The following is a 25296-nucleotide window of genomic DNA, read 5'->3' as shown; positions in this document are numbered from 1 at the left end:
GACTTCTCCCTCTCAGTCGTTGCTCTCAGTCGTTGCTCTCAGTCGTTGGCGACCTCGACGGCTGCCTGGCCGCGCATGAGGACCCTCGCGGTGCGAAACAGCGACGTGGCCGTCACCGTCGATTGCTCCTCGTCCCAGACCGCAGCGGCTGTGACGACACCGGATGGTGTGCCCAGCCGAATCTCCGGCCCCGTCGTGGAATGGTCAGACCGGGCGATGATGCGGTTGATAATAGTGCCGGGAATGAGTGCTGCCGCGGCCAAACACATCGCGCCCGTACCCGGAACGGCCTTGTGGGTCTGCCCCATCGAGATCATGCGCACCACGACGTCTGATTCCGCACCGGGCAAAGTAGACCCGTCGAGCAGCCTCGTCGGTGTCTGGGAGGTGACGATCGCGACTTTCGGCACGACCTGCGGCGCCGTCTCCGGAGTCGCGCAGAGTCCCATACGCACGGCCGCTTTGCGACGCAGTTCCTCGATCATCAGGGTAGTAGGACGGTTCGCGTCGATGGCTTCCGGAGACTCGTCGCCGTTGAGCCCGATCGCCGCGGCGGGCACGATGACGACCGGCAAGGTCGCATCGACCATCGAGACATCGAACATGGCTCCAGCGACATCGATCGACTCACTCGCCTTCCCCGTCGGCAGCAGCCCGGAGGTACGACTGCCTGCAGGATCGGGGTAGATGAGTTCGATCGGTGCCCCTGTGCCGCTGACTCCCGGCAGTTCGACGCCTCCCTCGACTGCGGCCTGACCTCCGATGACGGTGAGGCCCACGTCCACGAGTTTGGACGTATTCGTGTTGAACAGGCGGAAGACGTGCCAGCCGTCGGCGGCCGAGACGATGCCTGTCAGCAGAGCGAAGGGCACGACACCGGATGACAGATTGCCGCAGTTGCCGGAGTAGTCGACAACCGCCTCGGCGACATCAACCTGCCCGAACGTGTACTCGAGATCGACGCCCTCGCGCTTCGACGCGGCCACGACGATCACCTTCGACAGTGAGGAGATCCCGCCGCCCATGCCGTTGAGCTGACGGCCGAAGGCATCCGGGGAGCCCATCGCTGAGCAGAAGATCTCGTCCCACCCCGAGGTGTCCGTCTCAGCCTCGGGAAGTGACCCGGTATCGAGCGCGGGCAATGCGTCGGCACGGAAGTAGAGTCCTTTGCTCGTGCCCCCGCGGACGAAGGCGGCGTCGATCCATCGAGTCATGGTCTCACCTTAGCGAGTGAAGCTCACCGACAGGCACCGACCGACATCGATCATCACCGACCGGCGACGTCCACGGTCTTCGGAACGATCACCATCGCGGCGAATCCGAGGACAGCGACGACTGCGAAGACGTAGAAGCCCCACGGGTAGGCAATGCCGGCAGTGACCAGTGTGCCGGTGATGAAGGGGCCGACGATGGCGCCGATGCGACCGACTGCCGAGGCCATGCCGATCGCGGTGCCGCGTGCTGTGGGCGGGTAGATTGCGGCTACGAACGCGTAGACGAGGACCTGGGCGGAGAACACGAAGACACCGGTGATGAACACGGCGATGTTGAGCAGGATCTGGCTGGTCATCGGGATGCTCAGCGCCGCGAGGAACACGGCGGCGAGGATGAACCACATGAGCACGATCGGTTTGGTGCCGTGCTTGTCTGCCAGCCAGCCGGCAATGATGAGGCCGACGACTGCCCCGACGTTCATGACGAAGAGCATGACGAGAGCATCGGAGACCTCGTAGCCTGCATCGGCCATGATCTTCGGCAGCCAGGTGTTGAGACCATAGACGAGCAGCAGACCCATGAAGCTCGCAGCCCAAACGCCGATCGTGACCAGCTTGAACCGTCCGACGAAGAGTCCGGCCATTCCGGTCTTCGGTGCAACTGGCGTGCCCTCGGTTCCGGTGGAAACTGCGGCTTCGACCGGACGCGACCTCGCGGCCTGAGCATCGACGAATTCCTGGGACTCCGGCAACTTCCACCACAGCAGCGGGACGAGGACGAGTCCGGCGACACCACCGGCGATGAAGAGCAGGTGCCAGTTGTGGGAGTAGAAGACTGCGAGCAGGGAGATCGCCACGGCGCCGGCGTGGTAACCGGTCATCGTCAGCGTCGTCGCCTTGCCGGTCTTGCCTGACTTGTTGTGCTCGCTGATGTAGGCGAGGCAGCCGGGCATCACGGCTCCCAAGGCCAGGCCGGCGATGAACCGGAAGGTCGTGAACATTGCGACATTGACAGAGAATGCCACCAGCACCGTCAAGATGCTGAAGACGAGAACGCAGACAATGATCGTGTAGCGGCGTCCGACACGGTCGGCGATGGGTCCCACGGCAGCGGCACCAAGGCCCACGCCGACAAGGCTCAGGGTGGCGACGAGGGTCGCGGCCTGCGGAGTGAACCCGAGCGCCCCGGTGGCCAGAAGTTCCGGGATCACGGCCCCGAGGACGACGAGGTCGAAGCCCTCAAGAGCAACGGCCAGCCAGCACAGGATCGCGGGCCAGCGCGTACCACTCACCCTGTGGGTGGAAGGCGGGGCAGCAGCAGTATTGGACATAGGTGTCTCCACTCGGTCAGTAAGTCGTCAAAAGGTCAGAAGGCAGTAAGTCAGAAGGCAGTGGGTCAGAACGGGTAGGGGGCGATCTGGGAGCGCATCGTCACCCACTGGGTCTCGGTGAAGGCCTCGATGTTGGCTTCTGCCCCACCGAAACGGGATCCGTTGCCGGAGTCCTTCGTTCCGCCGAAGGGCACGTTCGCCTCATCGGAGACCGTCTGTTCGTTGATGTGGACCTTGCCCGAGTCGACGAGGTCGGCCAGTTCGATGGCCATGCCCACATCGCCGAGGATGCCTACCGACAGTCCGTACTCGCTGGCATTGACGAGCTCGGCAGCTTCCTCCAGGGTCGAGAATCGTCCCACAGGTGCCACGGGTCCGAAGATCTCCTGCGTCCAGGCGGGGTTCGAGGGGCTGAGGTCAGCGAGTACGGTCGGGGGCACGAATGCGCCTTCGCCCGCTCCCCCGGCGACCAGACGTGCACCGTCGGCCTGTGCCTTGTCGATGATGTCGCGCACACGGGTCCGCTGGGTCTCATCGATGATCGGCCCGAGTGCGACCTCCTCGGTGGCGGGGTTGCCGACCGGCAGATTCCGCGCGCGTTCGGCCAGCTTCTCGACGTATTCGTCGTAGATGCTGTCATGGACGAGGTGGCGGCCGGTGGTCATGCAGATCTGGCCCTGGTGCATCCAGGACCCGAAAGCGCCCGCCGAGGTGGCCGGGCCGACCTCTGCTCCCGGCAGGACGACGAGGGCATTGTTTCCACCCAGTTCCAGGTGACAGCGTTTGAGGAGGCGACCGGCGGATTCGCCGACTTTGCGACCGGCTGCGGTTGAACCGGTGAACGAGATGACCGCGACCTCGGGTGCCGAGACGACGGCTTCACCGGCATCGCGACCGCCGGGCAGAACCTGCAGCAGGCCCTCAGGAAGTCCCGCCTCGGCGAAGATCCGCGCCAGGCTCACGCCGCCGCAGACCGCGGTGCGTGGGTCCGGCTTGAGCAGGACGGCGTTGCCCAGCGCGAGCGCCGGTGCGACCGAGCGGATGGAGAGGATGAGCGGGAAGTTGAACGGTGCGATGACCGAGACGACGCCGGCGGGCACGCGACGCGAGAACGACCAGCGAGGTTCATTCGAGGTCAGCACCTGCCCCTTGGGGTGGCTGGGCAGGGCCGAGGATTCAAAGCAGATCTGTTCGGCGGAGCTGACTTCCAGTCCGGCCTTGGCAGGAATCGCACCGGACTCGCGGATGATCCAGTCCGAGATCTCCTCGGCGTGCTCGGCCCACAGGGCACCGGCTCGGCGAAGGACCGCAGCACGCTCGGCAGGAGTCGTCTTCGCCCACTGCTTCTGCGCGGCGGCGGCACGGGCGGCGGCGGCATTGACGTCATCGGCCGTCGCTGAACCGAGAGAGCCAAGAGACTCCCCCGTGGCGGGTTCGATGACGTCGTAGCTCTCGCCGGCACCGGCAGTCCACGTGCCGGTGAAGATCTTTCCGTGCCAGTCGGATCCTAGGATGCTGTTCTCACTCATGACGGTGTCCTCTACTTCTTCTCGGGTCGGGTCTTCTCGGTGTTGACCTCGATGAACGTCGGTGTTCTGCGTTCACGGGCGCGGTCAGCCGCCTCGGTGATCAGTTGCTGCAGCTCAGTGGTCGTCTCGGCATGCGCGGCGGTCATCTGGTAGCCCGTCGCGATGGAGACGAAGTCGACCTCACCGAGGTCGAGGCCAGGCGCCTTATCGACACCGAGCATGTCCGCGAACCAGTCAAGGGCCCCATAGGTGCCGTTGCGCAGCAGGATGATGATGACCGGGATGTTCTCCTCCACGGCCGTGCGCAGCGCGGAGATCGAGTAGTGGGCGGAGCCGTCGCCGATGATCGCGACGACCGGACGGTCTGGGTCGGCCAGGGCCACACCCATCGAGGCGGGCAGTCCCCAGCCGAGTCCGCCCGAGGCGGGGAAGAAGTAGGAGCCGGGGTGGCGCAGGTCCATCTGCGCCCAGAAGGCCGCGTTCGTCGACGTCGATTCGACGACGAACCTGGTGTCGGCGGGCATCGTCTCGCGCAGGGTCGCGAAGACCTCCTCCGGGTGGAGGACTCCATCGACCGCCGAGGTGGCCGCGGGCTCGATCTGCGAGTACTCCGGCGGTGTGGCTGGGTTCGCTGGGGAGGGGTTCGTTGGGGAGGGGTTGCCCTGTGCCGTGGCGCCGAGTTCCGCGGCCAGGGAGATGATCGCCTCAATGGGGTCGGCGATCAGTGCGTCGCCGAAGGGTGCGCGAGCAGCCGCGGCTGCGTCCTCGCCGATTTGGATGAGTTCAGTGGTCTCGGGCAGGTATTCGCCGGGCTGCCACTGGTGGTAGCGGAAGACGGGCGCCCCGATGACGAGCGCGAGGTCGTGCGCGCCGAGGATCTCACCGATCGGGGCGATCCCAGCGGGCAGGACTCCGCGGAAGTTCGGATGCTGATTGGGAAATGGGAGTCGTGAGAGCGATGGAGCGGCCCAGACTGGGAGGTCGAGTGCCTCGGCGAGTGCGGTCGAAGACTGCCAGGCGCGCTCGTCATCGACGTCGGGACCGAGCACGAGGACCGGATTCGTCGATGCCTGAAGCCTGTCCGCCAGTTCGGAGACGACTTTGGGATCGATGGTCCGTGCCGAGGACACGGTGCGGGAGAGCTGGTTGATGAGACTCGCGGGAACCTCGGCGTCCCAGTCGTCGTAAGGCACCGAGAGGTAGACCGGACCGTGCTCGGAGGCGAACACCGATTGGGAGAAGGCACGGGGGACGTCGGCGGCACTCAACGGTTCGAGCGATTGATGGACGAGCGGTTCAGCAAGCTTGGAGGCCTGCACGTTGGCGAGCATGACTTCGGGCCCGACCATGTCGCGGACCTGTTGGCCTGCGGTGATGACGAGCTTCGAGCGAGAGATCACCGAGTTCGTCAGCGCTCCGAGTCCGTTGCTTGTGCCTGATGCGGCGTGGAGATTGATGAGGGTGGGGCGATCGGTGATCTGCGAGTAGCCGTCGGCCATGGCGACGACGGTGGCCTCATGCAGCCCGAGGATGTACCGGGCGGGAAGGTCTTTGAGGAAGGGCAATTCGTTGGAGCCGGGATTGCCGAACATCGTGGTCATTCCGTGGAATGCCATGAGTTCATGGACGGCATGGCGTACCGAGACTGTCGTCATTGACGTACTGCTCCTTCGAAGTCGGCCTTTTCGGGCACGGCAAGGGCGGAATCGTGCCTTGCTTCACATCACCCTAGTGACGTGGACCACGAGCACGCTATGGCAGTGCCATTCATTGAGAAAATAGCCCGCGAGTCGCTAGAATTCGGGCTATGGCGAACTCTCGATCGGGTGACTCGATGATTGATCGGCTGGTCCGTGTCCTCGGATCATTCGACCCCGATCATCAGAGCCTGAGCACCGACGAACTCTCGGAGCGCGCGGCCCTGCCGAAGTCGACGGCGTACCGGTTGATCAACGACATGATGCGGCACAATCTGCTCCAACGCGATCCGAACGGCCGGATCAGGATCGGCGTGGGAATGTGGGAGCTGTCGAATCGCGCTTCGGACGCCGTCGATCTGGCCTCCGTGGCCAGGCCGCATATGACCCGTGTCCATGATTTCGTCGGCGAGAACACTCAGCTGGGGATCCTGCGTGAGCGTGAGGTCCTCATCATCGAGAGGATGTCGAAGCCCACAGCCGTCGTCCATCGCTCGAAGACTGCGGGCCGTCTGCCCGCGCACGCGTCTTCGTGCGGGCTTGTCCTGCTCGCGCACGCGCCGAAGCACGTCCGCGAAGCCTATCTGCGGGGCCCCTTGGCGTCGATCACCGAGAAGACGACGACGGATCCGACCGTGCTGCGGCGGATGCTGTCGACGATCCGGACCTATCACTACGCCGAGCTCGTCGGTCACATCGACGACGGCACGACGGGCATCGCGGTCCCGGTCTTCGACAGCAGCGGCTTGACGATCGCAGGCATCGGCGTCGTCGTCGATTCCGAGCACAACGTCGGGGCCCCGGCGATCATGCAGGCCCTGCGCACGGCCTCCGCGGGGATCACAAAGGATCTCGAGGCACAGGGGAAATTCGTCGTGGACTGAGGCGTCTCAGATCATCACCCCGATAAGCAGGCAGATCACGCCGAGGAGCGGCAGCGTGCCCTGCTTGAGCGCGGAGGCGATGAGACTCGGGCTCGAGAGTGCAAGAACGAGGGCAGCGGCCGCCATCGATCCGGCTCCGGTGAAGACGAGCGTGAGACCGACAACCGGTGCACCTGCAACGTAGGCGATGATCCCGATGGCGACCGCGAGCGCGAGGAAGAGATTGTAGAAGCCTTGGTTGAATGCCAGCGGCTTCGTCACTTCGACGTCGGCTTCGGTCGTCCCGAAGGTCGCCATCGCCCGGGGGCTCGCCCACGCGATGGATTCCATGTAGAAGATGAAGACGTGGAGAGCTGCGGCGAGCCCGGCGAACACCAGTCCGAGGATCGTCATGCTCGAGCCGCGAATCTGGCTCGTCGCTTCTCAGCTTCGACTTCCCGGTTCTTCGGCGGGGCGTTCGTCACCAGGTCCTCGAGGAGATGCCCGGTGATATGGGCGATCTGCTCAACAGCGGTGTCGAAGGCAGGCTGATTGGTCTGGGAGGGCTTCGTCGTACCGGCGATCTTCCGCACGTACTGCAGTGCTGCCGCATGGACTTCGTCGCCGGTGGCCGCGGGTTCGAAGTTATGGAGAGTTCGTATGTTTCTGCACATGCCCCAACGGTACGCCGCGGCACTGACGCGGAACAGTAACTCACCGTCACTGACGCGGACGGATCTTCCCTTCAGATCAGTTCGACTGTGCGTGTTTCGGACGAAACCTGCGAAACCAGGCGCTTTCGTTGGCTGCATCGGTCTCGACAAGCTCCCAATAGACACGCCTGCCGCCGGGAACGTCGAAGACACGTGTTCCATCGCCGAGGAAGATGGGCGCGACGAACATCTGCATCTCGTCGATGAGACCGACCTCGAGGGCCTGTCGGCCGATATCGGCACTGATGATCTGGATGTCTCGATCACCGGCGATGAGCTGGGCACGATCGACCGCCTCGGCGATGGAGCAGTTCAAGGCAGTGACGGCCGAGTCGCCTGCCAGTTCCTCGGGTCGGTGCGTGAGGATGAACTCTGTGCCTTCCCAGGCCCCGCCGTACGCCTCGGAGGTCAGTTCGTCACGTTCGTCAGCCTGGGCCTTGGCAGCGTCATAGCCGCGGCGGCCGGAGATGATGACGGCGACTTTCGATGCAAGCTCCTCGACCGTGCCCACAGCCAGTGAGCCGAGCCCGGACATCCACGACATGTCGCGATTCGGCCCGGTGATGAACCCGTCGAGCGAACTTGTGAAACCCCACGTGACTTTGCCCATCGCTCCCCCTTGAGCAAGAGTGATTGCGTTCGACAATCACTTCTCCTCCATTCAATCACCGCTGACAAATACACGACAAGCATTCGCCTCACAGCGTGACCGACGAGACGGAATATCATTCTCGATCGCACCGTTTTACCAGGTGAAGGCACCGGCATCGGCGGCAAGCAGCTGCCAGTAGGCGAGACTGACCTCGAGTCCTGGGGCAAGGTCATCGACATCAACGTCACCGGCGCCTACTACCTCATCGACGGCGACTACACGGCGTTGTGATCGTTCAACTGGCTGGGTTGTCGGCGATTCTCGCTGTCAGCCATGACTGGAAACGGTGGGCCAAGACGACCGGATCGACGAGGAGCTTGGGAACATCGGCAGCGTTGCCTGCCTCGATGCTCAGGTGCAGCAGCGTCAATCCGGTCGTTGCGAGCAGGCGGTCGAATTCAGTGCGCAGGTGCACTTCATCCTCGGCCCGGCCAACGGTCCAGCCCGTCGCCTCAGCCATCGCACCGAGGTCGATGTGTGAGGAGTAGGTCGGCAGGCCTGCGGTCGATCCGTAGACCTGGTTGTCGAGGAGGACGAGGAGAAGCTTGTCGGCGCCGAGGAAGCCTCCGGTCGGCAGCACATTCGGGTTCATCAGCAGAGACCCGTCGCCCTCGAGCCCGATGACTTTGGGCAGGTCCGAGTCCTTGGCGGCCAAGGCAAGTCCTGTGGTGATGGAGCCGACGAGACCCATTGAGTCGAGGACGTAGAAATGGTTGTCCCGGTTCTCCACGGAGGCCAGTTCACGGCTGGTCGCGGCACATGTCACGACGACCGGTAACTCGGCTGTCAGCTCGTTGAGGACTTGGAGTGCTTCGATGCGCTTCACCTCAGGCCACCTTCCCATCGGTGTTCCAGAAGGAACCGAGGACGACGACCGGGCGGTAGGTCATGCGGGCGTGGACACCCGCCTCGGCGATGGTCTGTTCCCAGTCGTCAGCCGAGGATCGGCGGTCGAGTTCGAGTACCTGCAGCCCGGCAGTGCGCAGAATGGCGGGCATCGGCTGGCTGATCGAGTGGATCATCGAGTTGTACTCCCCCGGGCCGCCACGAGTGTTGGCGAAGATGAGCAGCGGCAGGTGGTAGGACAGCGAAAACGTCGTCAGTGCGGTGAGGCTGTTGCCGAAGCCGTTGTCCTGCATGACGACGGCCCCGAATTTCCCCGCCAGCGGCAGGGCTCCGAGGACGCCGACGGCTTCTTCCTCGCGGGAGAGCGGCTTCACTCGCTCTGAGATTCCAGCGGTCCCACCGTCGGCAGTCACCAAATGATCGACGACCGGGGCGATGGTGACCGAGGGAACGTAGCCGATGAGATCGGCACCCGCGCCCCAGATCCCATCGGCGACAGCCTGCGTATATGACTTCGTTGTCACGGGTTTCCTCATTCTCTGTCTTCGGTGACTCTGTGCGCGGTGACGTTGATGATGTTGCCGTCGGGGTCGCGGACGAAGAATCGCGTCACGCCCGGGCCTTGTTCGGCGGCTCAAGACCCGACCTGATCCGCGACACGTTTGCCTTGTTCTTGCCCCAGTCGAAGAGCTGGAGGGGAAATGCGCACTGGCTTCGGATGCGCACGATTGTTCCGCCCGGCGCCTCATCGACGTGGACGGCGATCTTCTCTCCCCAGCTGCGCCAGTTCGTGTTAACCGAAGCGCTCAGCAGCCCGGGCTGTGTATGAACTCCAGCAAGGCCCGGCTGCTGGTTGATCACGTCGATGGCTCGTCGCCAGACGTCGGCGACGGCGAAAGGGATAGTCATCGTCTCTTCGTATTGTGCACCCATGGTTACAGCGTGATCGCAGTTCTCACCATTGACAGTGGTCGAAGACCCGACAGAACACGCTCGTCATCGGGCCGCCGAAGAGGGCGAACACCACACACGACAGCCGACTCCCACCGAACGTCCCTCGTTCACCCAGAACAGGCTCTGGTTCGGGGAGTAGCCTCGAATCACGGCCCAAGCAGTTTGGACTGCTGACGATGTCGAAGGTGATCGATGATGAACCCACACAATGTCAATGAGGGCCAGAAGAGCCTGCCGATTCGACTGGGTAAGACCGCAGCCCTCTTCCTCTTCATCGGCATCCTCGGATTCCTTTTCATCAAGGTGGTGGGTCCGATCCTCCAGACCGGCCCGGAACTCGTCGTCGAGGGGATCCTCTCCGGGGTGCCGCTGCTCATCGCCGCAGGTTGCGGCATCGCCGCAGTGACGGCGAAGATCGCGGCGAGCGCCCACCGCGTGAGAGCCTGAGTCAGCGCGAGAGCGTGAGTCAGCGCGACCTCATCTACGGGCACAACGATGGTGAACACGTTCCCGTCGAGGGCTGGGACGAAGAACTGTCAGACTCACCACTGGTCGTGGTCGAAGACCTGACAGAAGACGCTGGTCATCAAGTCGTTGAAGAGGACGAACTGAACCTCGCCGATCGATTCCCAGCGCCCGCGTGAACGGCCGTCGATGATGACGGAGTGGGCCGCCTCGGCGACGTCCCGGGCCGACCAGCCATAGACCCCTCCCCCGATGGCGGGAAAGGCCACCGAGGCGGCTCCGAGCTCCTCGGCCACGTTGAGGCTCGATTCGAAGCAGGATTCGAGCACCTCAGGATCGGCCTCACCCTGATGACGGTTGGGTCCGACCGTATGGATGACCCACGTGGCCTTGAGCATGCCGGCCGATGTTGCGACTGCCTGACCTGCAGGTAGTCCGCGCGGGTAGCTGGTTCGGCGGATCTCGCGGCAGGCTTCGAGCAGGTCGGGTCCAGCTGCCTGATGGATTGCTCCATCGACGCCGCCTCCGCCCAGCAGACTTGAGTTGGCGGCATTGACGATAGCGTCTACGGAAGCCTCGGTGATGTCTCCTTCGAGTACCGTGATCTTCATGATTCGAGTCTAGTGAGCCGGGGACAACTGCGACAGGGGCTACGAGACTGGGCTGCTAGTCGTATGTGTATGCACCGGTGCTCCTTATTAACACTTAACCGTATAAGTGTTCATAAGACAGCACATGATGATTGACTCGAGGTTCTTACGGAGAGCCGGACGTACGATGAAGGCCACAGCCGCCTCGGCGAGGCAGACGGTCTTCCGCGGAAGGAATCGACGCACCATGTGCAGACTTCTCGGCTATATCTCTCCCACTCCGGCGAGCGCGGCGGATCTCATCGGTGCCGAGGAATGTCGGCAGTGGCAGAACTTGGGCCGACTCCATGCCGACGGCTGGGGCACCGCGTGGATCCGGCCGGAATCCGATTCAGCCGAATCGGCCCGCCCGCAGGGAACCACCTCGGGCACCTTCGACACCGGTCCCGACGTGCAGGACACTGTGTCTCGGGGAGGACGTCTTGAAAGATATCGCACCCCGCATGAAGGAGCCGATGACCCGCATCTCAAGGAAGTACTCACCGTCCGACCGACGGTCGCGCGGATCACTCACTTGCGCATGGCCACGCACGGAGCTGTCGACCTCACCGAGAATTCGCACCCATTCCTCGCCGACAACATCGCACTGGCGCACAACGGGTCCATCCATCCGATAGAACGCCTACGCGAATACGTTACGAGTGCCGAGGCCGAGCGCATCGGCGGGACCACGGACACCGCAATCCTGTTCGCCCTCATTCTGCGACGCGTGGGTCAGGGCGAGAGTCTGTTCGACGCCACCATCGCCACCGTTCGGATGCTGCGGTCCGATTTCGACCATCCGGGGATCAACCTGCTCGTCCTCAATGCTGAGGAGATGATCGTCGTCCATGCGACGGCGGGAACACCGATTCCGTATAAGAACTTCGACACTTCCGGCACCGGCGGCGAGCTTCCACGCGATCACAAGGACCACTACTACCGAATGAGCTGGCAGCGCTTCGACGACGGTGCGATGATCGTGTCGTCCTCGGGCCTTGACCATAAGGGCTGGAGACTCATTGAGCAGAACACGGCGATGCGCCTGACCCTGGCGGATGAAGCGGAGACTGTGGTGGGGCTCTAAGGGTTGCGTTAGGAACTGATTCTCGACATGGTCATTGGATGCCACAGAAGGGAAGCTCAGACGTGAAGCTCAGGCCTTCAAGGAAATCAGTCCGGCCAGTCAGGCCTTCTGCACGGTGATCGTCCAGCTCGCGTCGCCGGTGCGATCGAAGTGAGTCACGGGATAGCCGTTCTCCGCCGCCCACTGAGGAATCGCCTCGGTGGCCTGGGTGCAGTCGAAGTTGATGACGAGCTCATCGCCGTTGTCCATTCCACCGATCGCATCTTTGGCTTCGACCAGAGGGAACGGGCACACCAGACCATTTGTCTCTAATACCTGCTTCATACACTCCTGCTTTCTGCGGGCTGCGCGGCACCTGTCCGCGCTCCCGACTTGATGGTGAACTTCGCCGCGACTCCGGCGCCGACGATCATGAAGAAGGTCGCAACCCAGCCCTGATATTCGAACTGCGCGGTCGAGACCATCGCGTTGCCGACGGTGCACCCACCGGCAATCGCCGCGCCGACGCCCATACCGACGCCGCCGAGGATGGACTTGACCACGGTGGACGAGTCCGGAATGCGGATCCGGAACTCACCCGATGCCTTGGCCGCGATGAACGAACCGACGAGGATGCCGATGACGAGCATGACGCCCCAGTCGACCAGTGACGCGTCTCCGGTCGCGAGGTAGCTCGTCAGGTTCGCCGAGGGCGTCGTGATCCCCAGCCCGTTGTTGCGACCCGTCGCAGCAGAAAGAGGCCAGGCGATCGTGGCGATGACGCCGATGACAACGGCGGTCACGAACGGGTTCCAGCGTTTCTCCGTGAGGATGTGCGCCAGGCCCTTCTTCAGCGGCGGCAGGGTCGCGACCGGGGCGTCAGTCTTCTTGTTGTGGCGGACCGTGACAACGATGGCCACCGCAGAGATGACGACGACGAATACCCACGGGCTCAAACCTGTCGAAGCCTGGAGGGTGCCCTTCTCCAACGTGATCGAACGCATGCCCTCGGTGAACGAGGCGAGCGGTCCGTTCTTCATCACCGACGAGACCAGCGCATAGAAGATCAACGCGAACCAGCTGCCGACGAGCCCTTCGCCTGCTCGATAATAGGTGCCGGTCGCGCATCCCCCGGCGAGCACCATGGCGAAGCCGAAGATGAGGCCTCCGACGATCGAGGCCAGCCATGGGAACGGCGAAGCCTCAAGAGTGATGACCCCCAAAGCATTGAGGAGGAATAGCCCGATCGAGTGGACCGCGATGAGCAGGATGAGCGCCGAGAACCACCTGGTGTTCCCGGTCAGCGTGAGATCGCGGAAGGCTCCGGTGACACAGAACCGCCCTCTCTGGAGGACGAATCCGAGGACCAGTCCGACGATCAGTCCGGTGATGATCATTGAGCTGCTTTCTGCTGGCAGGCAGATGACTGCCATGCGGATGGGTTGGCATGTGTTGAGCTAAAGTCTGCGGCAATCTGCCGAAAAGTACGCGACCGCAGTTCACGAATCACAACAGCCTTCCATTTTGCTCAACAATCAAGGATTCGTCAAGGAGGACTGCGCAATGGTGAATCTACTTTTTCCCATTCATTGATAACTGTCTCGCCTTGTGTCAGTGACCGGGCGCACACTGGAAGGACGAACAAGGCAAGGAGGCCCAGGTGCCAGAATTTCAGACCGACGTGGCGATCGTCGGCGCAGGACCAGCAGGGCTCATGCTCGCCCATCTGCTCCACAATGCGGGGATCGACTCGGTCGTCATCGACAATCGCAGCCATGACGAGATCGCCCACACCCACCGAGCCGGAATCCTCGAAGCTGGTTCTGTGCGCATGCTCGAGTCGGCCGGAGTCGAATCCCGCGTGCACACCGAGGGCCACCGCCACGACGGCATCGACATTCGCGTCAACGGCACCAGCCACTCCTTCCACTTCCCCGACCTCATCGGCGACTCCGTCTGGCTCTACCCGCAGAACGAAATCTTCGTCGACCTCGCCGCCGCCCGAGCCCGCACTGGCCGGCCGACATATTTCTCCGTCACGGACACCCACCTCGGCGATATCGAATCCGAACGGCCCTGGGTCAACGCCACGACCGCCGAGGGCGAAGACCTGCAGATCAACGCCCGCTACATCGTCGGCGCCGACGGCTCCCGCGGCCCCTGCCGGGCGATGATCCCGGCCGACACCAAACAGCGGTTCTTCCACGAATACCCCTTCGCCTGGTTCGGCATCCTCTGCGAGGCTCCGCCGAGCCACGAGGTCCTCATCTACTCCCGCTCCGAACGCGGCTTCGCCCTCATCTCCCAGCGCAGTTCTGACATCCAGCGCATGTACTTCCAGACCTCCCCCGACACCGACGTCGACGTCTGGACGGACGAGCAGATCTGGGCCGAGCTCCAGGCCCGCGTCGACGGACCCGACGGCTTCGTGCTCAAGACCGGTCCGATCATCGACAAGACCGTCCTGCCCTTCCGCTCTGCCGTGACCGAGCCGATGCAGCACGGTTCGCTGTTCCTCGCCGGCGACAGCGCACACACGGTTCCGCCAACCGGAGCCAAGGGCCTCAACCTTGCCTTCGCCGACGTGTCCGTGCTCGCTCCGGCGCTCATCTCCGCACTGCAGGGCACCGGCGCCGAGGCGCTTGCAGGGTATTCGCAGACCGCGACGAAGCGCGTGTGGAAGGCCCAGAACTTCTCCTACCAGATGACCAGGATGCTCCACACCGATCCCAGCCAGGATGCGTTCGAGACGAAGCGCAGCCTCGGCGAACTCAATTCCATCCTTGATTCCGAGCACGGCAGGCGCTACCTCGCCGAGTGCTACACGGGATGGCCCAACGGCTGAATCCTTCAGCACGATTTTCCTCAAGTCACTGAATTTGCAGCACCAAGAAGAAAGGTTCGACATGGGAGCACAGAAACTCTCCGGCCCGGACGATGCGGCCGAGTCACAGCAGACACTGTCTGCCGAGATCGAGACGATCGAGACCGAACACAAGAACGCAGTCGCCGCAGGCAAACCTGCCGAAACTCAGCCGCGCCTGAACTACCCTCCCTACCGGTCGTCGCTGCTGCGGCACCCGACGAAGGACCTGCGGCACACGGACCCGGAGACCATCGAGCTCTTCTCCCCCGCCTTCGGCCACCGCGACATCGGCAACCTGGAATCCGACCTCACCGTCCAGTCCGGCGGTGAACCGATCGGCGAGCGCATCCGCGTCACCGGCCGCGTCCTCGACGGCAACGGCCGCCCCGTGCGCAACCAGCTCGTTGAGATCTGGCAGGCCAACTCGGCCGGCCGCTACATCCACAAGCGCGACCAGCATCCAGCTCCGATCGACCCGAACTTCACCGGTGTCGGACGCACCCTGACCGGCGACGACGGTTCGTACTCGTTCACGACGATCAAGCCGGGGCCGTACCCGTGGAAGAACCACCACAACGCGTGGCGGCCCGCCCACATCCACTTCTCGCTCTTCGGCTCCGAGTTCACCCAGCGCATGATCACCCAGATGTACTTTCCCAGTGATCCGCTGTTCGCGCTCGATCCGATCTACCAGTCGATCACTGACCAGAAGGCGCGCGACCGCCTCGTCGCGACCTACGACCACAACATCACCGAACACGAGTTCCTCATGGGCTACAACTGGGACATCGTGCTCACCGGAGCGAACCGGACCTGGATGGAAGAAGATGACGATGCCTGACACCACTGCCACACCTGATCTCACCCCGACTCCCGGCCAGACCGTCGGACCGTTCTACGGCTACGCCATGCCGTTCGATCACGACAACGAGCTCGTCCCACCGGCGAAGGCCGGCGCCGTCCAGCTGCACGGCATCGTCTATGACGGTGCCGGCGCTGTCGTCCCCGATGCGATCCTCGAGATCTGGCAGGCCGACGAGAACGGCATTGTTCCGCGGGCGAACGGTTCGCTGCGCCGTGACGGCTTCACCTTCACCGGCTTCGGTCGCAACGCCGTCGACCCCGAGGGACGCTTCACCTTCTCGACGGTCAACCCCGGCGCCACCGAGGCGGGCAAGGCTCCGTTCATCAGCGTCGTCATCTTCGCGCGGGGTCTCCTCAACCGCCTCTTCACCCGGGTCTACCTGCCCGAAGACACCGAGGCTCTGGCCGCCGATCCGCTCCTCTCCTCCCTCGATGAAGACGAGCGCAATCGACTCATCGCCACCCGTGAGGCTGACGGATCGCTGCGTTTCGACATACGGTTGCAGGGTGAGGACGAAACTCCATTCCTCCGCTTCCCCGGCCACGAAGACTGAGACGTCCTCAGAATTGAGACGCCAGCCGCGACGACACGATTGAGGACATTTTCATGACCGACACGGTTCCCCATACGCGCTTCCTGTTCGCCCCCGGCGATCTGCGCGGCGCCGAGGCCATCGACGATGTCGCACTCGTGTCGGCCATCGGCGACATCGAGTCCGCATGGGTCGCGGCCCAAGCCCGCGTGGGGCTCATCTCCTCCGAAGTCCGAGCCGAGGTCGCCGCAGCCATCGATTCAACCACCTGGGCGGTGTCCGGTGACCCTGCTGAACTCGAGGCCCTCGGTGAGAACGCCGAGGCCGGGGGCAACCCGGTCATCCCGTTCCTTGCAGCTGTTCGCAAACGCCTCGGCCCGGAGTCGTCTCGGGCCCTCCATCGGGGTCTGACCAGCCAGGACGTCATGGATTCGGCGCTAGGTGTGCTCGTGGCCCGTGTCGTCGGCCAGATGCACGCCCGCCTCGAGGTCATCTGCCAGTCCCTCGTCGACCTCTCGAATGCCCACGCCTCGACCCTGTGCCTGGCACGCACACTCACCCAGCCGGCACTGCCGACGACCTTCGGCCTCAAAGCCGCTGCCTGGGCCGCCGAAGTCAACGAGGTCAAGACCCTCTCCCCCTTCATCGACTACGTCCAGGTCGGCGGGGCCGCAGGCACCCGCGCCGCGATCCGAGAGTTCGCCGGCGACCAGACGGAGTCGCTGCTGCGCGAGTTCCATGTGCAGCTGCGCGGCCCTGACGCGGCCATCACCCATGTGCCCGTCCCCTGGCACACCGACCGCGTGCGCATCCTCACCTGGGGCTCCCACCTGGCGCAGTGTGTGACCGTGGGCGCCTCGATCGCCCGCGATGTCCTCATCGGGGTCCGCCCCGAAGTCGCCGAACTGTCCCTGGCGTCAACCGGCGGATCCTCGGCGATGCCACACAAATCCAACCCCACCTCGGCGGTCCTGCTCCACCGCAACGGAATGCGCGTGCCCGGGGCGCTGTCGACGCTCACCACCGCCGCGGCCGAAGCGGTCGAGGAACGATCGGACGGCGCATGGCATGCCGAATGGCCGGCCCTGTCCGACCTCATGACCTTGTCCGTGTCCTCTCTGATCATCCTCGACGACTTGATCACCGGACTGCGTGTGAACCCGGATGCGATGCGTCGCAACCTCGATGCGGCAAGCCCCGGAATCTACAGCGAACGCCTCAACATCGCCTTCGGCGACCGTCTGACGAAGGACCAGCTGAAGGCCATCGTCGCGCCGGGAGCCGACCCCGTGGCCGAGCTCGCTTCTGCCCTCGACGATGCCGGGGACTCGGCCGGCGGCGACGTCCATGACGTTTCCGGATATTTCTCCCCGGAGAACTACCTCGGCGAGGCTGAGGACATCCGCGCGACCATCTTGGCCACCATCAACGACAACGACCCGACAACCTCGGGCTTCCCCACCATCGACTGAGAAAGAGACTGACGTGGATCTCACCGCAACCGTACTCACCGCCCCGAATGCCGCCGCCGATCCCGCTTCGGCGAGCGCTTCCCATATCCTCTTCGTGCTTCCCTCGCTGGGCACCTCGGCATCCGCACTGTGGCAGTCGGCCGCTGCCGAGTTGGGCCGCCTGTCCCCGGACACCACGGTCGTGGGCATCGATCTGCCCGGCCACGGCCGCTCGGCCCCGGTAGGCCAGAACGCCCCCGCAGGCACGCCCGAGGTTCCGAAGCTGTCGATGAGCGACCTCGCCGAGGCGGTCCTGGCCACCATCGACCGTGTCCTTCCGGATCTGATCGGGTCCGCCGAGGCGGGCGCGGCCAAGGTCGAACTCGCCGGTGACTCGATCGGCGGTGCGATCTCCCTGCAGCTCGCCCTCGATCGTGCCGATCGATTCAACCGGATCGCCGTGTTCTGCACGGGCGCCAAGATCGGCGAGGCTGCTGGCTGGGAAGAGCGCGCAGAGGTCGTCGCGACCTCCGGCACGCCCACGCAGGTCATCGGTTCGGCCCAGCGCTGGTTCGGCGAAGGCTTCATGGACCGCGAACCCGAAACCTCGGCAGCACTCCTCCACTCCCTGCAGGATGCAGACCGGTTCTCCTACGCCGCTCTCTGCCATGCCCTGGCAACCTTCGACGTGCGCGACCGCCTGGCTGAGATCACTCTGCCGCTGCTCGCCGTCGCCGGTTCGCAGGATGCACCGACTCCCCCGACGAAGCTCGCCGAGATCGCCAATGGCGTCTCCGGCGCTCTGCTCGAGGTCATCGAAGGCGCCGCACACCTCGTGCCGGCCGAGGCTCCCGCAGTTGCCGCAGGTCTCCTCCACGACTTCTTCGACGGACGCCCCACCGGCGGACAGACCTCAGCTGTCGACCAGGACTCAGCGGCCGCCTCGGCGGATCTGCCCACGGCCTCGGGCCCACGCGAAGCGAGTCGAGACGAGGTTCGCGAGGCCGGGATGACAGTGCGCCGGCAGGTCCTCTCCGACGCCCACGTCGACCGTGCAAATGCGAAGGTCGATGATTTCACGGCTGACTTCCAGGACCTCATCACCCGTTATGCCTGGGGTGAGATCTGGACTCGTCCGGGCCTGGAGAGGCGGATGCGCTCGGCGATCACACTGACTGCGATGATCGCCGGCGGCCACGAGGCCGAACTCGCGATGCACGTCAAGGCAGCTGTGCGCAACGGGCTCAGCCGCGACGAGATCAAGGAAGTCCTGCTGCAGTCGGCCATCTACTGCTCGGTGCCCAGCGCGAACACCGCCTTCTCGGTGGCGTCACAGGCACTGGCCGAACTCGACGAAGAAGAGTAGAGCCGCCATACACGCCGGCTATGGCCGCGACCGGGACTGCCACTGGCGGACCCAGTCGCGGCCATAGTCGTTTCCGTTGGGCACGCGCGAGCACAGCGCGGGCGCCGTGTTCGAATCGTCACATTGCGTCAGCAGGGCTGTCGGTGGGCTGCGATGGGCAATAGGCTTGTTCGGTTGCGGTGAATTGCCCAGTCGCGTCTTCGACTTCGGGCGCCGCGACTGTTCGAACCACCAACTTCGTCCGAAGGGACTCCATGAGCGACGCTCCGGTGCCACGCCGAGTCTACAAATTCGCTGTCTTCGCCCTCGCGATCGGCGCATTCGCGATCGGCGTGACCGAGTTCGCCACCATGGGGCTTCTGCCCCACATCGCGCGCGAACTCGGCATCACCGTGCCGCAGGCCGGACACGCCGTGTCGTTCTACGCGATCGGCGTTGTGGTGGGCGCCCCGCTGATCACCACGATCGCCGCGCACATGGATCGCAAGAACCTGCTGCTGGGCCTCATGGGACTCTTCGCCCTCGGCAACTTCGCTTCGATGCTCGCTCCCGACGCGACCCTGTTCAATATTGCCCGCTTCGCCAGCGGTCTGCCCCACGGCGCCTACCTGGGCATCGGCGCGATCGTCGCCTCGTCCCTCGTACCCCCGAACCGTCGCGGACGAGCCATGTCACGGGTCATGCTCGGGCTGACGATCGCGAACATCGTCGGCGTCCCCATCGCCACAGCACTGGGCAACATGCTCGGCTGGCGCAGTGCCTACGCCCTCGTCGCTGGACTCGGCATCCTCACAGTCATCATGGTTGCCATCGCCGTGCCCCGCGTGAAGCTCGGTTCAGCCCCTTCGGCCCGCGGCGAGATGAAGGCACTGGCACGACCGCAGATCGTCCTCACTCTCCTCGCGGGTTCCGTCGGCTTCGGCGGCATGTTCGCCGTCTACACCTACATCACCCCGACCATGACTGACGTCGCCGGCGTGCCCGAGACCGCGATCCCCTGGGTCCTGGCCGTCTACGGCCTCGGCATGACCGCCGGCTCCCTCATCGCAGGACCTCTCGTCGACAAGTCCATCGAGCGATCCGGCATCGGCGGCATGATCCTCTCCGCCATCGTGCTCTCCGCATTCGGTGCCTTCACGCACATCGCAGCCGTCGCCCTCATCGCGCTTTTCCTCATCGGCATCGCCGGCTCGATGATCACGACCGCTCTGCAGATGCGCCTGCTGCGCGACTCCCACGACGCCCCGAGCCTGTCGGCGGCCATGAATCACGCCGCGTTCAACCTCGCCAACGCACTCGGCGCCTGGCTCGGCGGCATCGTCATCACCGCCGGCATGGGCTACCGCGCCCCGGCGTGGGTGGGCGTCGGCCTGTGCCTGCTCGGACTCATCGTCCTCATCATCGCAATCGCACTGCGCCGAGGCGGCACCACGAACCGCTCGACCGTCGAGGTCTGAGACCGGCCCTCACCCCGACCTCGGCAGCGGTGTGACAGCCGGGCCCCCGGCGTGATGTGACTTGAAATACTTGGGCCTTCAAGTAATCTCAGTGGACGAAACCGCTCCCGCGCGGTCAGTGATACGGCGGTAGTGTCTGACAGTCGCGATTCGCCTGCCGAACCGCGACTTTCCTCTGACACGAGCACCACCCGCCCGTGCCTTCGTCACTCATCAACAGCGGAGCACACCAGAACATGTCCACCGATACACAGTCCGGCAACCCGAGCGCACAGCCGGGCCCGGAGTCCGATTCCGATGTCATCGCGGCGACCCGGAAAAACAACACCCGAGGCAAGGTCCTCACGGCCTCGATGGTCGGGACCACGATCGAATTCTTCGATTTCTACGCCTACGCGACCGCCTCGTCGCTGGTGTTCCCCGCCCTGTTCTTCCCCAATCAGACCTCGACGACCCAGCTGCTGAGCTCGTTCGCTGTCTTCGGCGTCGCCTTCGTCGCCCGCCCTCTGGGCTCGATCATCTTCGGCCACTTCGGCGACCGCGTCGGACGCAAGAAGACGCTCATCGCGTCCCTGCTCATCATGGGCATCGGTACCTTCCTCATCGGCCTCCTGCCAACCGCGACGACACCGGGCTGGATCGTCCTGGCCCCGCTGCTCCTCGTGCTCCTGCGCTTCTGTCAGGGCGTCGGCCTCGGCGGCGAATGGTCGGGAGCGGCACTGCTCGCGACCGAGAACGCGCCGAAGGGCAAACGTGCCATCTGGGGAACCTTCCCGCAGCTGGGCGCACCGGTCGGCTTCATCATCGCCAACCTGCTCTTCGTCGGACTCAACAAGTGGGTCTCCCCCGAGGCGTTCCTCGCCTGGGGCTGGCGCATCCCGTTCCTGCTCTCGGCACTGCTCGTCGCCGTCGGCCTCTACGTCCGCATGTCCCTCATGGAGACCCCGGCATTCCAGCTGGTCGCGCAGAAGCAGCAGATCTCCAAGGCTCCGATCGGCCGCGTGTTCAAGTCAAGCTGGAAGCCGCTGATCCTGGGCACCTTCATCATGTTCGCGACCTACGTGATCTTCTACTTCATGACCGCGTTCACACTCACCTACGGCACCTCGCCCGCCACCACGGAACAGGCGCAGACCGCCGCCGAGGCTGCCGGAAAGCCCTTCGACCCCGCTGGGTTCGTCGCGGGGCTGGGCTATGAGAAGAGCGAGTTCCTCACCTACCTCATCATCGGCGTCGTATTCTTCGGCATCTTCACCGTGGTCTCCGGACCACTGGCCGAAAAGCTGGGCCGCCGGAAGATGCTCATCGGCGTCACGATCCTCATCGCCGGCTACGGCTTCGCCGTCAACGCTCTGTTCAATGCCGGCACTGCCGGCGTCATCATCGCTCTCATCATCGGCTTCATCCTCATGGGGCTGACCTTCGGACCGATGGCCGCCTACCTCCCGGAACTGTTCCCCGCGAACGTCCGCTACACGGGATCGGCAGTGTCCTACAACATGTCCAGCGTCATCGGCGCCGGTCCTGCCCCGTTCGCCATGGTCGCGCTGTGGCAGAACGAGGGCGGAACGATCTTCCACTGCGGTCTCTACATCGTCGGTGCAGCGGTCCTCACGCTCATCGCCCTGATCCTGGCGAAGGACACCTCGAACATGGACATGGAGGCCGAACTGGCCTGAGTGCGCGCCGGCGACCACAGCCGTCGCTCAGCACCGACGCAACAACCGGATCGGTGGTCACGGACCCTGCGGAGAGCACGACTCAACGTGCACTGCCTGCGGGACCGTGGCCACCTTTTTCGTGCACGACACCACCTCTGCACCCAACCATCGCCTCGGCCACCGCAGCGGGACTCAACACTACGATTCGGCAACGACCACCTCGGCGAGGCCCTGCCACGCGCAAGTGTGACTCAGGGCACGGTACGATTCCTCTCAAGAGTTGCTCAGACTTTGACGCTCGAGCGACATCCGTTGACGTGACATCGATGTCACCGACATCCCTGGAGGAAACATGAAACGACGCCTGAGTCTGGCCACCGTGGCCGTCGGCGCCATGCTCGCCCTGTCCGCCTGCGGCGGCGGTGGCGGGTCCGAACCCGGAGCGACCGGCGAAGGCGGTGTCCCCCTCGTCAAAGAGGGCAAGCTGACGACCTGCACCCACCTGTCCTACCAGCCGTTCCAGTTCGAGAAGGACGGCAAGGTCGTAGGCTTCGACGTCGACATAGTCGATGCTGTGGCGAAGAAGCTCGGTGTAGAGCAGGAGATCATCAACACCTCATTCGAGACGATCACCTCGGGTGCGGAATTCAACCAGAAGAAGTGCGATGTCGCGGCAGCGGCCACGACGATCACTCCCGAGCGACAGGAAGCCACAGACTTCTCCGAGGGGTATTTCGCGGCCAACCAGGCGATTCTGACCAAGGGCGACAAGACGGCCAAGGACGAGAAAGCGCTCAAGGGATTCAAGATCGGAGCACAGGCCGGCACCACCGGACTCGACTACGCGACCGAGCATTTCAAGGACTCCGAGGTCATCACATACGAAGATCTCCCGCTCTCCCTCGAGGCGCTCAAGACCGGTCAGGTCGACGCCGTCATCAACGACAACGGTGTTCTCTACAACTACAACACTGAGAACAAAGGCTTCGCGATCGGCTTCGACATCAAGACCGACGAGCACTATGGCATCAGCATGAAAAAGGGCAACACCCAGATGAAGAAGGCCGTCGACGACACTCTCAAGGAGATCAAGGACAACGGCAAGTACGACGAGATCTACAAGAAGTGGTTCGGCGACGCTCCCAAGTGATCATCGCTGATCGGGCGGTCGGCCTCGGCTTCCAAGTCTGGGCTGGCCGCCCGTTGTCCTGGGCACTCACCTCTGCGCTCACCTCACCTGCCCGCGGCGGGGCCTGACACGACCCGGATCCGCCACCACCGTTGAAGGACTTCACATATGTCTACAACACCCACGACCGAAAACGACGGCCCGACCGGCCCTCCGACTCCCGTCGCCACAGCCACTCCCAAAGCCAAGATGAGCAAACGGCAGAAGGCTAAGCTCTCCCGCGGCATCCAGTACGCAATCCTCATCATCATCGCGATCGCCGTCGCGCTGTTCGCTGATTGGCCGAAGCTCATCGACTCCTTCGGCCGCATCGATATCGCCAAGGGGATGTTCCCCGAAGTCATCACGATGGCGCTGAAGAACACAGTCATCTACACGTTCCTCGGCTTCGTCCTCGGCTTCGTCATCGCATTGGTCGTCGCTCTCATGCGGCTGTCCTCGGTCGGCGTCTACCGGTGGCTCGCGACGATCTACATCGAATTCTTCCGCGGGCTGCCCGCCCTCGTCGTCTTCCTCGTCATGGGCTTCGGTCTGCCGGTGGCCTTCGAAGGATTCAACCTGCCGCAGCTGATCATCATCATGATCGCCCTCGGCCTCGTGTCCTCGGCCTATATGGCGGAGACGATTCGTGCCGGCATCCAGGCCGTGCCGAAGGGCCAGATCGAGGCGGCCCGCTCGCTGGGCATGTCCTCCTCACGAGCGATGATGACGATCGTCCTCCCACAAGCGATGCGGATCATCCTGCCGCCGCTGACCAACGAGCTCATCCTGCTCGCCAAGGACTCCTCGCTGGCCTACATCCTCGGCTCCTCGGTCGACGGACGCGAGCTCGCAGCACTCGGCCGGGCGGAGATCGTGAACACCGCGAACCTCACCCCGTTCATCGTGATCGCCCTCTGCTATCTCATCATCACGATCCCGCTGTCCTATCTCTCACGCGTCCTCGAACGCAAATACGGCTCCGCCGACTCAGGAGTGAAATGATGACCGACACAGCCACAGCCTCGCACGCGGCGACCACCAGCCCGATCATCGCGATCCGCAATCTCAAGAAGAGCTTCGGCTCGAACCAGGTCCTCACCGACATCAACCTCGACGTCGACAAGGGTGAAGTCGTCTGCGTCATCGGCCCCTCGGGCTCCGGCAAGTCGACGATGCTGCGTTGCATCAACACGCTCGAGACCCCGACCGGCGGCTCGATCGTCGTCGACGGCATGGATATGACGGACCTTGATCTCGACATCGATGCCGCTCGCACCCGGATCGGCATGGTCTTCCAGTCCTTCAATCTCTTCGGCCACCTCACCGTCCGGGAGAATCTCACCATCGCCCAGACCAAGGTGCTGGGGCGCTCGAAGTCCGAAGCGAACACCGTCGCCGAGGCGAACCTCGAGAAGGTCGGCCTGTCCGAGAAGATCGATGCCAAGCCCTCGTCGCTGTCCGGTGGTCAGCAGCAACGCGTGGCGATTGCTCGGGCCCTGAGCATGGACCCCGACGTGATGCTCTTCGACGAGCCCACCTCGGCGCTCGACCCCGAGACCGTCGGCGATGTCCTCCAGGTCATGCGCAACCTCGCCGAGGCGGGAATGACGATGGTCGTCGTCACCCACGAGATGGAGTTCGCCCGGCAGGTCGCTGACCGCGTGCTGTTCATGGACGGCGGGTACGTCGTTGAGTCCGGCCCGGCCAGGGAGGTCATCGGCAACCCACAGGAGCAGCGGACCAAGGACTTCCTCTCCCGCGTGCTCAATCCTGGCCAGCTGGGATAGGGGCGAAGCGTCCCCCGCGAGACAATCCGCGGAGCCCACCTGGCCGCGCAACCGCCCAGCGGCCAGGGCCGCCGGGGGCCGAGGGCCCAGCGGCCAGCAGCCAGCAGCCAGCAGTCAGCAGTCAGCGGACCACTTGTCATCGAAAGCACCAGCTATAACTGGTCCGCTCGATGACAAGTGG

The 25296-nt window shown here is 64.1% G+C and carries 26 protein-coding genes and 1 pseudogene; 14 read left to right on the top strand and 13 right to left on the bottom strand.

Annotated elements, in window-relative coordinates; all coding sequences use genetic code 11:
• Positions 1 to 38 precede the first annotated feature (38 nt).
• The 4 genes from MPN20_RS15095 to mdlC form a co-directional block, all read right to left on the bottom strand.
• Positions 39 to 1214 (bottom strand): PrpF domain-containing protein, encoded by a 1176-nt coding sequence (locus tag MPN20_RS15095; RefSeq protein ID WP_242783456.1) that lies wholly within the window; start codon positions 1212 to 1214, stop codon positions 39 to 41.
• A gap of 53 nt (positions 1215 to 1267) precedes the next feature.
• Positions 1268 to 2545: an aromatic acid/H+ symport family MFS transporter gene (locus tag MPN20_RS15090; protein ID WP_242783454.1), complete on the bottom strand. Its 1278-nt coding sequence runs from the start codon at positions 2543 to 2545 to the stop codon at positions 1268 to 1270.
• Positions 2546 to 2610: 65 nt separating this feature from the next.
• Positions 2611 to 4074 (bottom strand): benzaldehyde dehydrogenase, encoded by a 1464-nt coding sequence (locus MPN20_RS15085; protein ID WP_242783452.1) that lies wholly within the window; start codon positions 4072 to 4074, stop codon positions 2611 to 2613.
• An 11-nt stretch (positions 4075 to 4085) separates the two neighbouring features.
• Entirely contained in the window at positions 4086 to 5729 is a 1644-nt protein-coding gene (gene mdlC, locus MPN20_RS15080) for a benzoylformate decarboxylase (protein ID WP_242783450.1), read from the bottom strand.
• Between the two features lie 152 nt (positions 5730 to 5881).
• On the opposite strand from mdlC, the gene MPN20_RS15075 reads away from it, so the two are divergent.
• The gene (locus MPN20_RS15075) at positions 5882 to 6655 is read left to right on the top strand and encodes an IclR family transcriptional regulator (protein WP_242783448.1); all 774 of its coding nucleotides are present in this window, start codon (positions 5882 to 5884) and stop codon (positions 6653 to 6655) included.
• 6 nt (positions 6656 to 6661) lie between these two features.
• On the opposite strand, the gene MPN20_RS15070 is transcribed toward MPN20_RS15075, so the two are convergent.
• The 6 genes from MPN20_RS15070 to MPN20_RS15045 all read right to left on the bottom strand — a co-directional run bounded on the left by MPN20_RS15070 (position 6662) and on the right by MPN20_RS15045 (position 9754).
• The gene (locus MPN20_RS15070) at positions 6662 to 7048 is read right to left on the bottom strand and encodes a DUF1304 domain-containing protein (RefSeq protein ID WP_242783446.1); all 387 of its coding nucleotides are present in this window, start codon (positions 7046 to 7048) and stop codon (positions 6662 to 6664) included.
• Positions 7045 to 7308 (bottom strand): DUF2277 domain-containing protein, encoded by a 264-nt coding sequence (locus MPN20_RS15065; RefSeq protein ID WP_242783444.1) that lies wholly within the window; start codon positions 7306 to 7308, stop codon positions 7045 to 7047. The genes MPN20_RS15070 and MPN20_RS15065 overlap by 4 nt, the downstream gene beginning before the upstream one ends.
• 76 nt (positions 7309 to 7384) lie before the next feature.
• Entirely contained in the window at positions 7385 to 7993 is a 609-nt protein-coding gene (locus MPN20_RS15060; protein WP_242783442.1) for a dihydrofolate reductase family protein, read from the bottom strand.
• Positions 7994 to 8234: 241 nt separating this feature from the next.
• Positions 8235 to 8825 (bottom strand): thiamine pyrophosphate-dependent enzyme, encoded by a 591-nt coding sequence (locus MPN20_RS15055; protein WP_242783440.1) that lies wholly within the window; start codon positions 8823 to 8825, stop codon positions 8235 to 8237.
• Between the two features lies 1 nt (position 8826).
• On the bottom strand, positions 8827 to 9369 hold the full coding sequence (locus tag MPN20_RS15050; RefSeq protein ID WP_242783438.1) for a thiamine pyrophosphate-binding protein: 543 nt from the start codon (positions 9367 to 9369) through the stop codon (positions 8827 to 8829).
• Positions 9370 to 9454: 85 nt separating this feature from the next.
• Positions 9455 to 9754 (bottom strand): hypothetical protein, encoded by a 300-nt coding sequence (locus MPN20_RS15045; protein ID WP_242783436.1) that lies wholly within the window; start codon positions 9752 to 9754, stop codon positions 9455 to 9457.
• Between the two features lie 240 nt (positions 9755 to 9994).
• Here MPN20_RS15045 and MPN20_RS15040 point away from each other — a divergent pair, with 240 nt between their 5' ends.
• Entirely contained in the window at positions 9995 to 10246 is a 252-nt protein-coding gene (locus tag MPN20_RS15040) for a hypothetical protein (RefSeq protein WP_242783434.1), read from the top strand.
• A 95-nt stretch (positions 10247 to 10341) separates the two neighbouring features.
• Here the strand turns inward: MPN20_RS15040 and MPN20_RS15035 are convergent, their stop codons facing one another.
• Positions 10342 to 10875, bottom strand: a complete 534-nt coding sequence (locus MPN20_RS15035) for an O-acetyl-ADP-ribose deacetylase (RefSeq protein WP_242783432.1) — start codon at positions 10873 to 10875, stop codon at positions 10342 to 10344.
• 166 nt (positions 10876 to 11041) lie between these two features.
• On the opposite strand from MPN20_RS15035, the gene MPN20_RS15030 reads away from it, so the two are divergent.
• Positions 11042 to 11980: a class II glutamine amidotransferase gene (locus tag MPN20_RS15030; protein ID WP_242783430.1), complete on the top strand. Its 939-nt coding sequence runs from the start codon at positions 11042 to 11044 to the stop codon at positions 11978 to 11980.
• Between the two features lie 99 nt (positions 11981 to 12079).
• Here MPN20_RS15030 and MPN20_RS15025 read toward each other — a convergent pair whose 3' ends face one another.
• Together MPN20_RS15025 and MPN20_RS15020 are read right to left on the bottom strand one after the other, a co-directional pair.
• Positions 12080 to 12304 carry a sulfurtransferase TusA family protein gene (locus MPN20_RS15025; protein WP_101598479.1) on the bottom strand — a complete coding sequence of 75 codons (225 nt, stop codon included), beginning with the start codon at positions 12302 to 12304 and terminating at the stop codon, positions 12080 to 12082.
• Positions 12301 to 13356, bottom strand: coding sequence for a YeeE/YedE family protein (locus tag MPN20_RS15020; RefSeq protein ID WP_242783428.1), 1056 nt, complete (start codon positions 13354 to 13356; stop codon positions 12301 to 12303). Before MPN20_RS15020 ends, MPN20_RS15025 begins: the two co-directional genes overlap by 4 nt.
• A gap of 263 nt (positions 13357 to 13619) precedes the next feature.
• Between MPN20_RS15020 and MPN20_RS15015 the strand changes: the two genes are divergently transcribed.
• The 11 genes and pseudogenes from MPN20_RS15015 (at position 13620) to MPN20_RS14965 (ending at position 25115) form a co-directional block, all read left to right on the top strand.
• Positions 13620 to 14804: a 4-hydroxybenzoate 3-monooxygenase gene (locus tag MPN20_RS15015; protein WP_242783425.1), complete on the top strand. Its 1185-nt coding sequence runs from the start codon at positions 13620 to 13622 to the stop codon at positions 14802 to 14804.
• Positions 14805 to 14865: 61 nt separating this feature from the next.
• Entirely contained in the window at positions 14866 to 15666 is an 801-nt protein-coding gene (pcaH, locus tag MPN20_RS15010; RefSeq protein WP_242783423.1) for a protocatechuate 3,4-dioxygenase subunit beta, read from the top strand.
• Positions 15659 to 16243, top strand: a complete 585-nt coding sequence (gene pcaG / locus MPN20_RS15005) for a protocatechuate 3,4-dioxygenase subunit alpha (RefSeq protein ID WP_242783421.1) — start codon at positions 15659 to 15661, stop codon at positions 16241 to 16243. Before pcaH ends, pcaG begins: the two co-directional genes overlap by 8 nt.
• A 53-nt stretch (positions 16244 to 16296) precedes the next feature.
• Entirely contained in the window at positions 16297 to 17694 is a 1398-nt protein-coding gene (locus tag MPN20_RS15000; protein WP_242783419.1) for a lyase family protein, read from the top strand.
• A 13-nt stretch (positions 17695 to 17707) separates the two neighbouring features.
• A pseudogene (locus tag MPN20_RS14995) lies at positions 17708 to 18520 on the top strand (alpha/beta hydrolase); the annotation flags it as partial.
• A gap of 105 nt (positions 18521 to 18625) precedes the next feature.
• A complete protein-coding gene (gene pcaC, locus MPN20_RS14990) occupies positions 18626 to 19039 on the top strand; it encodes a 4-carboxymuconolactone decarboxylase (protein WP_242783459.1) in 414 nt (137 codons plus the stop codon).
• A 254-nt stretch (positions 19040 to 19293) separates the two neighbouring features.
• Positions 19294 to 20496: an MFS transporter gene (locus tag MPN20_RS14985; protein ID WP_242783417.1), complete on the top strand. Its 1203-nt coding sequence runs from the start codon at positions 19294 to 19296 to the stop codon at positions 20494 to 20496.
• A 236-nt stretch (positions 20497 to 20732) separates the two neighbouring features.
• Positions 20733 to 22175 (top strand): MFS transporter, encoded by a 1443-nt coding sequence (locus MPN20_RS14980; protein WP_242783415.1) that lies wholly within the window; start codon positions 20733 to 20735, stop codon positions 22173 to 22175.
• 334 nt (positions 22176 to 22509) lie between these two features.
• Positions 22510 to 23307 (top strand): transporter substrate-binding domain-containing protein, encoded by a 798-nt coding sequence (locus MPN20_RS14975; RefSeq protein WP_242783413.1) that lies wholly within the window; start codon positions 22510 to 22512, stop codon positions 23305 to 23307.
• Between the two features lie 228 nt (positions 23308 to 23535).
• Positions 23536 to 24330: an amino acid ABC transporter permease gene (locus MPN20_RS14970; RefSeq protein WP_242783458.1), complete on the top strand. Its 795-nt coding sequence runs from the start codon at positions 23536 to 23538 to the stop codon at positions 24328 to 24330.
• The gene (locus tag MPN20_RS14965; RefSeq protein WP_278189959.1) at positions 24327 to 25115 is read left to right on the top strand and encodes an amino acid ABC transporter ATP-binding protein; all 789 of its coding nucleotides are present in this window, start codon (positions 24327 to 24329) and stop codon (positions 25113 to 25115) included. Before MPN20_RS14970 ends, MPN20_RS14965 begins: the two co-directional genes overlap by 4 nt.
• Positions 25116 to 25296 lie beyond the last annotated feature (181 nt).

The organism is Brevibacterium sp. ZH18 (assembly GCF_022748595.1).
GTDB lineage: Bacteria > Actinomycetota > Actinomycetes > Actinomycetales > Brevibacteriaceae > Brevibacterium.
The sequence above is the reverse complement of the archived record's forward strand: the minus strand, read 5'-3'. Positions and strand labels throughout refer to the sequence as shown.

What these genes read in the sequence shown, in the direction of transcription:
- MPN20_RS15095 (WP_242783456.1), bottom strand. Translation starts at nt 1,214, where the DNA reads ATGACTCGATGGATCGACGCCGCCTTCGTCCGCGGGGGCACGAGCAAA.
- MPN20_RS15090 (WP_242783454.1), bottom strand. Translation starts at nt 2,545, where the DNA reads ATGTCCAATACTGCTGCTGCCCCGCCTTCCACCCACAGGGTGAGTGGT.
- MPN20_RS15085 (WP_242783452.1), bottom strand. Translation starts at nt 4,074, where the DNA reads ATGAGTGAGAACAGCATCCTAGGATCCGACTGGCACGGAAAGATCTTC.
- mdlC (WP_242783450.1), bottom strand. Translation starts at nt 5,729, where the DNA reads ATGACGACAGTCTCGGTACGCCATGCCGTCCATGAACTCATGGCATTC.
- MPN20_RS15075 (WP_242783448.1), top strand. Translation starts at nt 5,882, where the DNA reads ATGGCGAACTCTCGATCGGGTGACTCGATGATTGATCGGCTGGTCCGT.
- MPN20_RS15070 (WP_242783446.1), bottom strand. Translation starts at nt 7,048, where the DNA reads ATGACGATCCTCGGACTGGTGTTCGCCGGGCTCGCCGCAGCTCTCCAC.
- MPN20_RS15065 (WP_242783444.1), bottom strand. Translation starts at nt 7,308, where the DNA reads ATGTGCAGAAACATACGAACTCTCCATAACTTCGAACCCGCGGCCACC.
- MPN20_RS15045 (WP_242783436.1), bottom strand. Translation starts at nt 9,754, where the DNA reads ATGACTATCCCTTTCGCCGTCGCCGACGTCTGGCGACGAGCCATCGAC.
- MPN20_RS15040 (WP_242783434.1), top strand. Translation starts at nt 9,995, where the DNA reads ATGAACCCACACAATGTCAATGAGGGCCAGAAGAGCCTGCCGATTCGA.
- MPN20_RS15035 (WP_242783432.1), bottom strand. Translation starts at nt 10,875, where the DNA reads ATGAAGATCACGGTACTCGAAGGAGACATCACCGAGGCTTCCGTAGAC.
- MPN20_RS15030 (WP_242783430.1), top strand. Translation starts at nt 11,042, where the DNA reads ATGAAGGCCACAGCCGCCTCGGCGAGGCAGACGGTCTTCCGCGGAAGG.
- MPN20_RS15025 (WP_101598479.1), bottom strand. Translation starts at nt 12,304, where the DNA reads ATGAAGCAGGTATTAGAGACAAATGGTCTGGTGTGCCCGTTCCCTCTG.
- MPN20_RS15020 (WP_242783428.1), bottom strand. Translation starts at nt 13,356, where the DNA reads ATGATCATCACCGGACTGATCGTCGGACTGGTCCTCGGATTCGTCCTC.
- pcaH (WP_242783423.1), top strand. Translation starts at nt 14,866, where the DNA reads ATGGGAGCACAGAAACTCTCCGGCCCGGACGATGCGGCCGAGTCACAG.
- pcaG (WP_242783421.1), top strand. Translation starts at nt 15,659, where the DNA reads ATGCCTGACACCACTGCCACACCTGATCTCACCCCGACTCCCGGCCAG.
- MPN20_RS15000 (WP_242783419.1), top strand. Translation starts at nt 16,297, where the DNA reads ATGACCGACACGGTTCCCCATACGCGCTTCCTGTTCGCCCCCGGCGAT.
- MPN20_RS14985 (WP_242783417.1), top strand. Translation starts at nt 19,294, where the DNA reads ATGAGCGACGCTCCGGTGCCACGCCGAGTCTACAAATTCGCTGTCTTC.
- MPN20_RS14980 (WP_242783415.1), top strand. Translation starts at nt 20,733, where the DNA reads ATGTCCACCGATACACAGTCCGGCAACCCGAGCGCACAGCCGGGCCCG.
- MPN20_RS14975 (WP_242783413.1), top strand. Translation starts at nt 22,510, where the DNA reads ATGAAACGACGCCTGAGTCTGGCCACCGTGGCCGTCGGCGCCATGCTC.
- MPN20_RS14970 (WP_242783458.1), top strand. Translation starts at nt 23,536, where the DNA reads ATGAGCAAACGGCAGAAGGCTAAGCTCTCCCGCGGCATCCAGTACGCA.
- MPN20_RS14965 (WP_278189959.1), top strand. Translation starts at nt 24,327, where the DNA reads ATGATGACCGACACAGCCACAGCCTCGCACGCGGCGACCACCAGCCCG.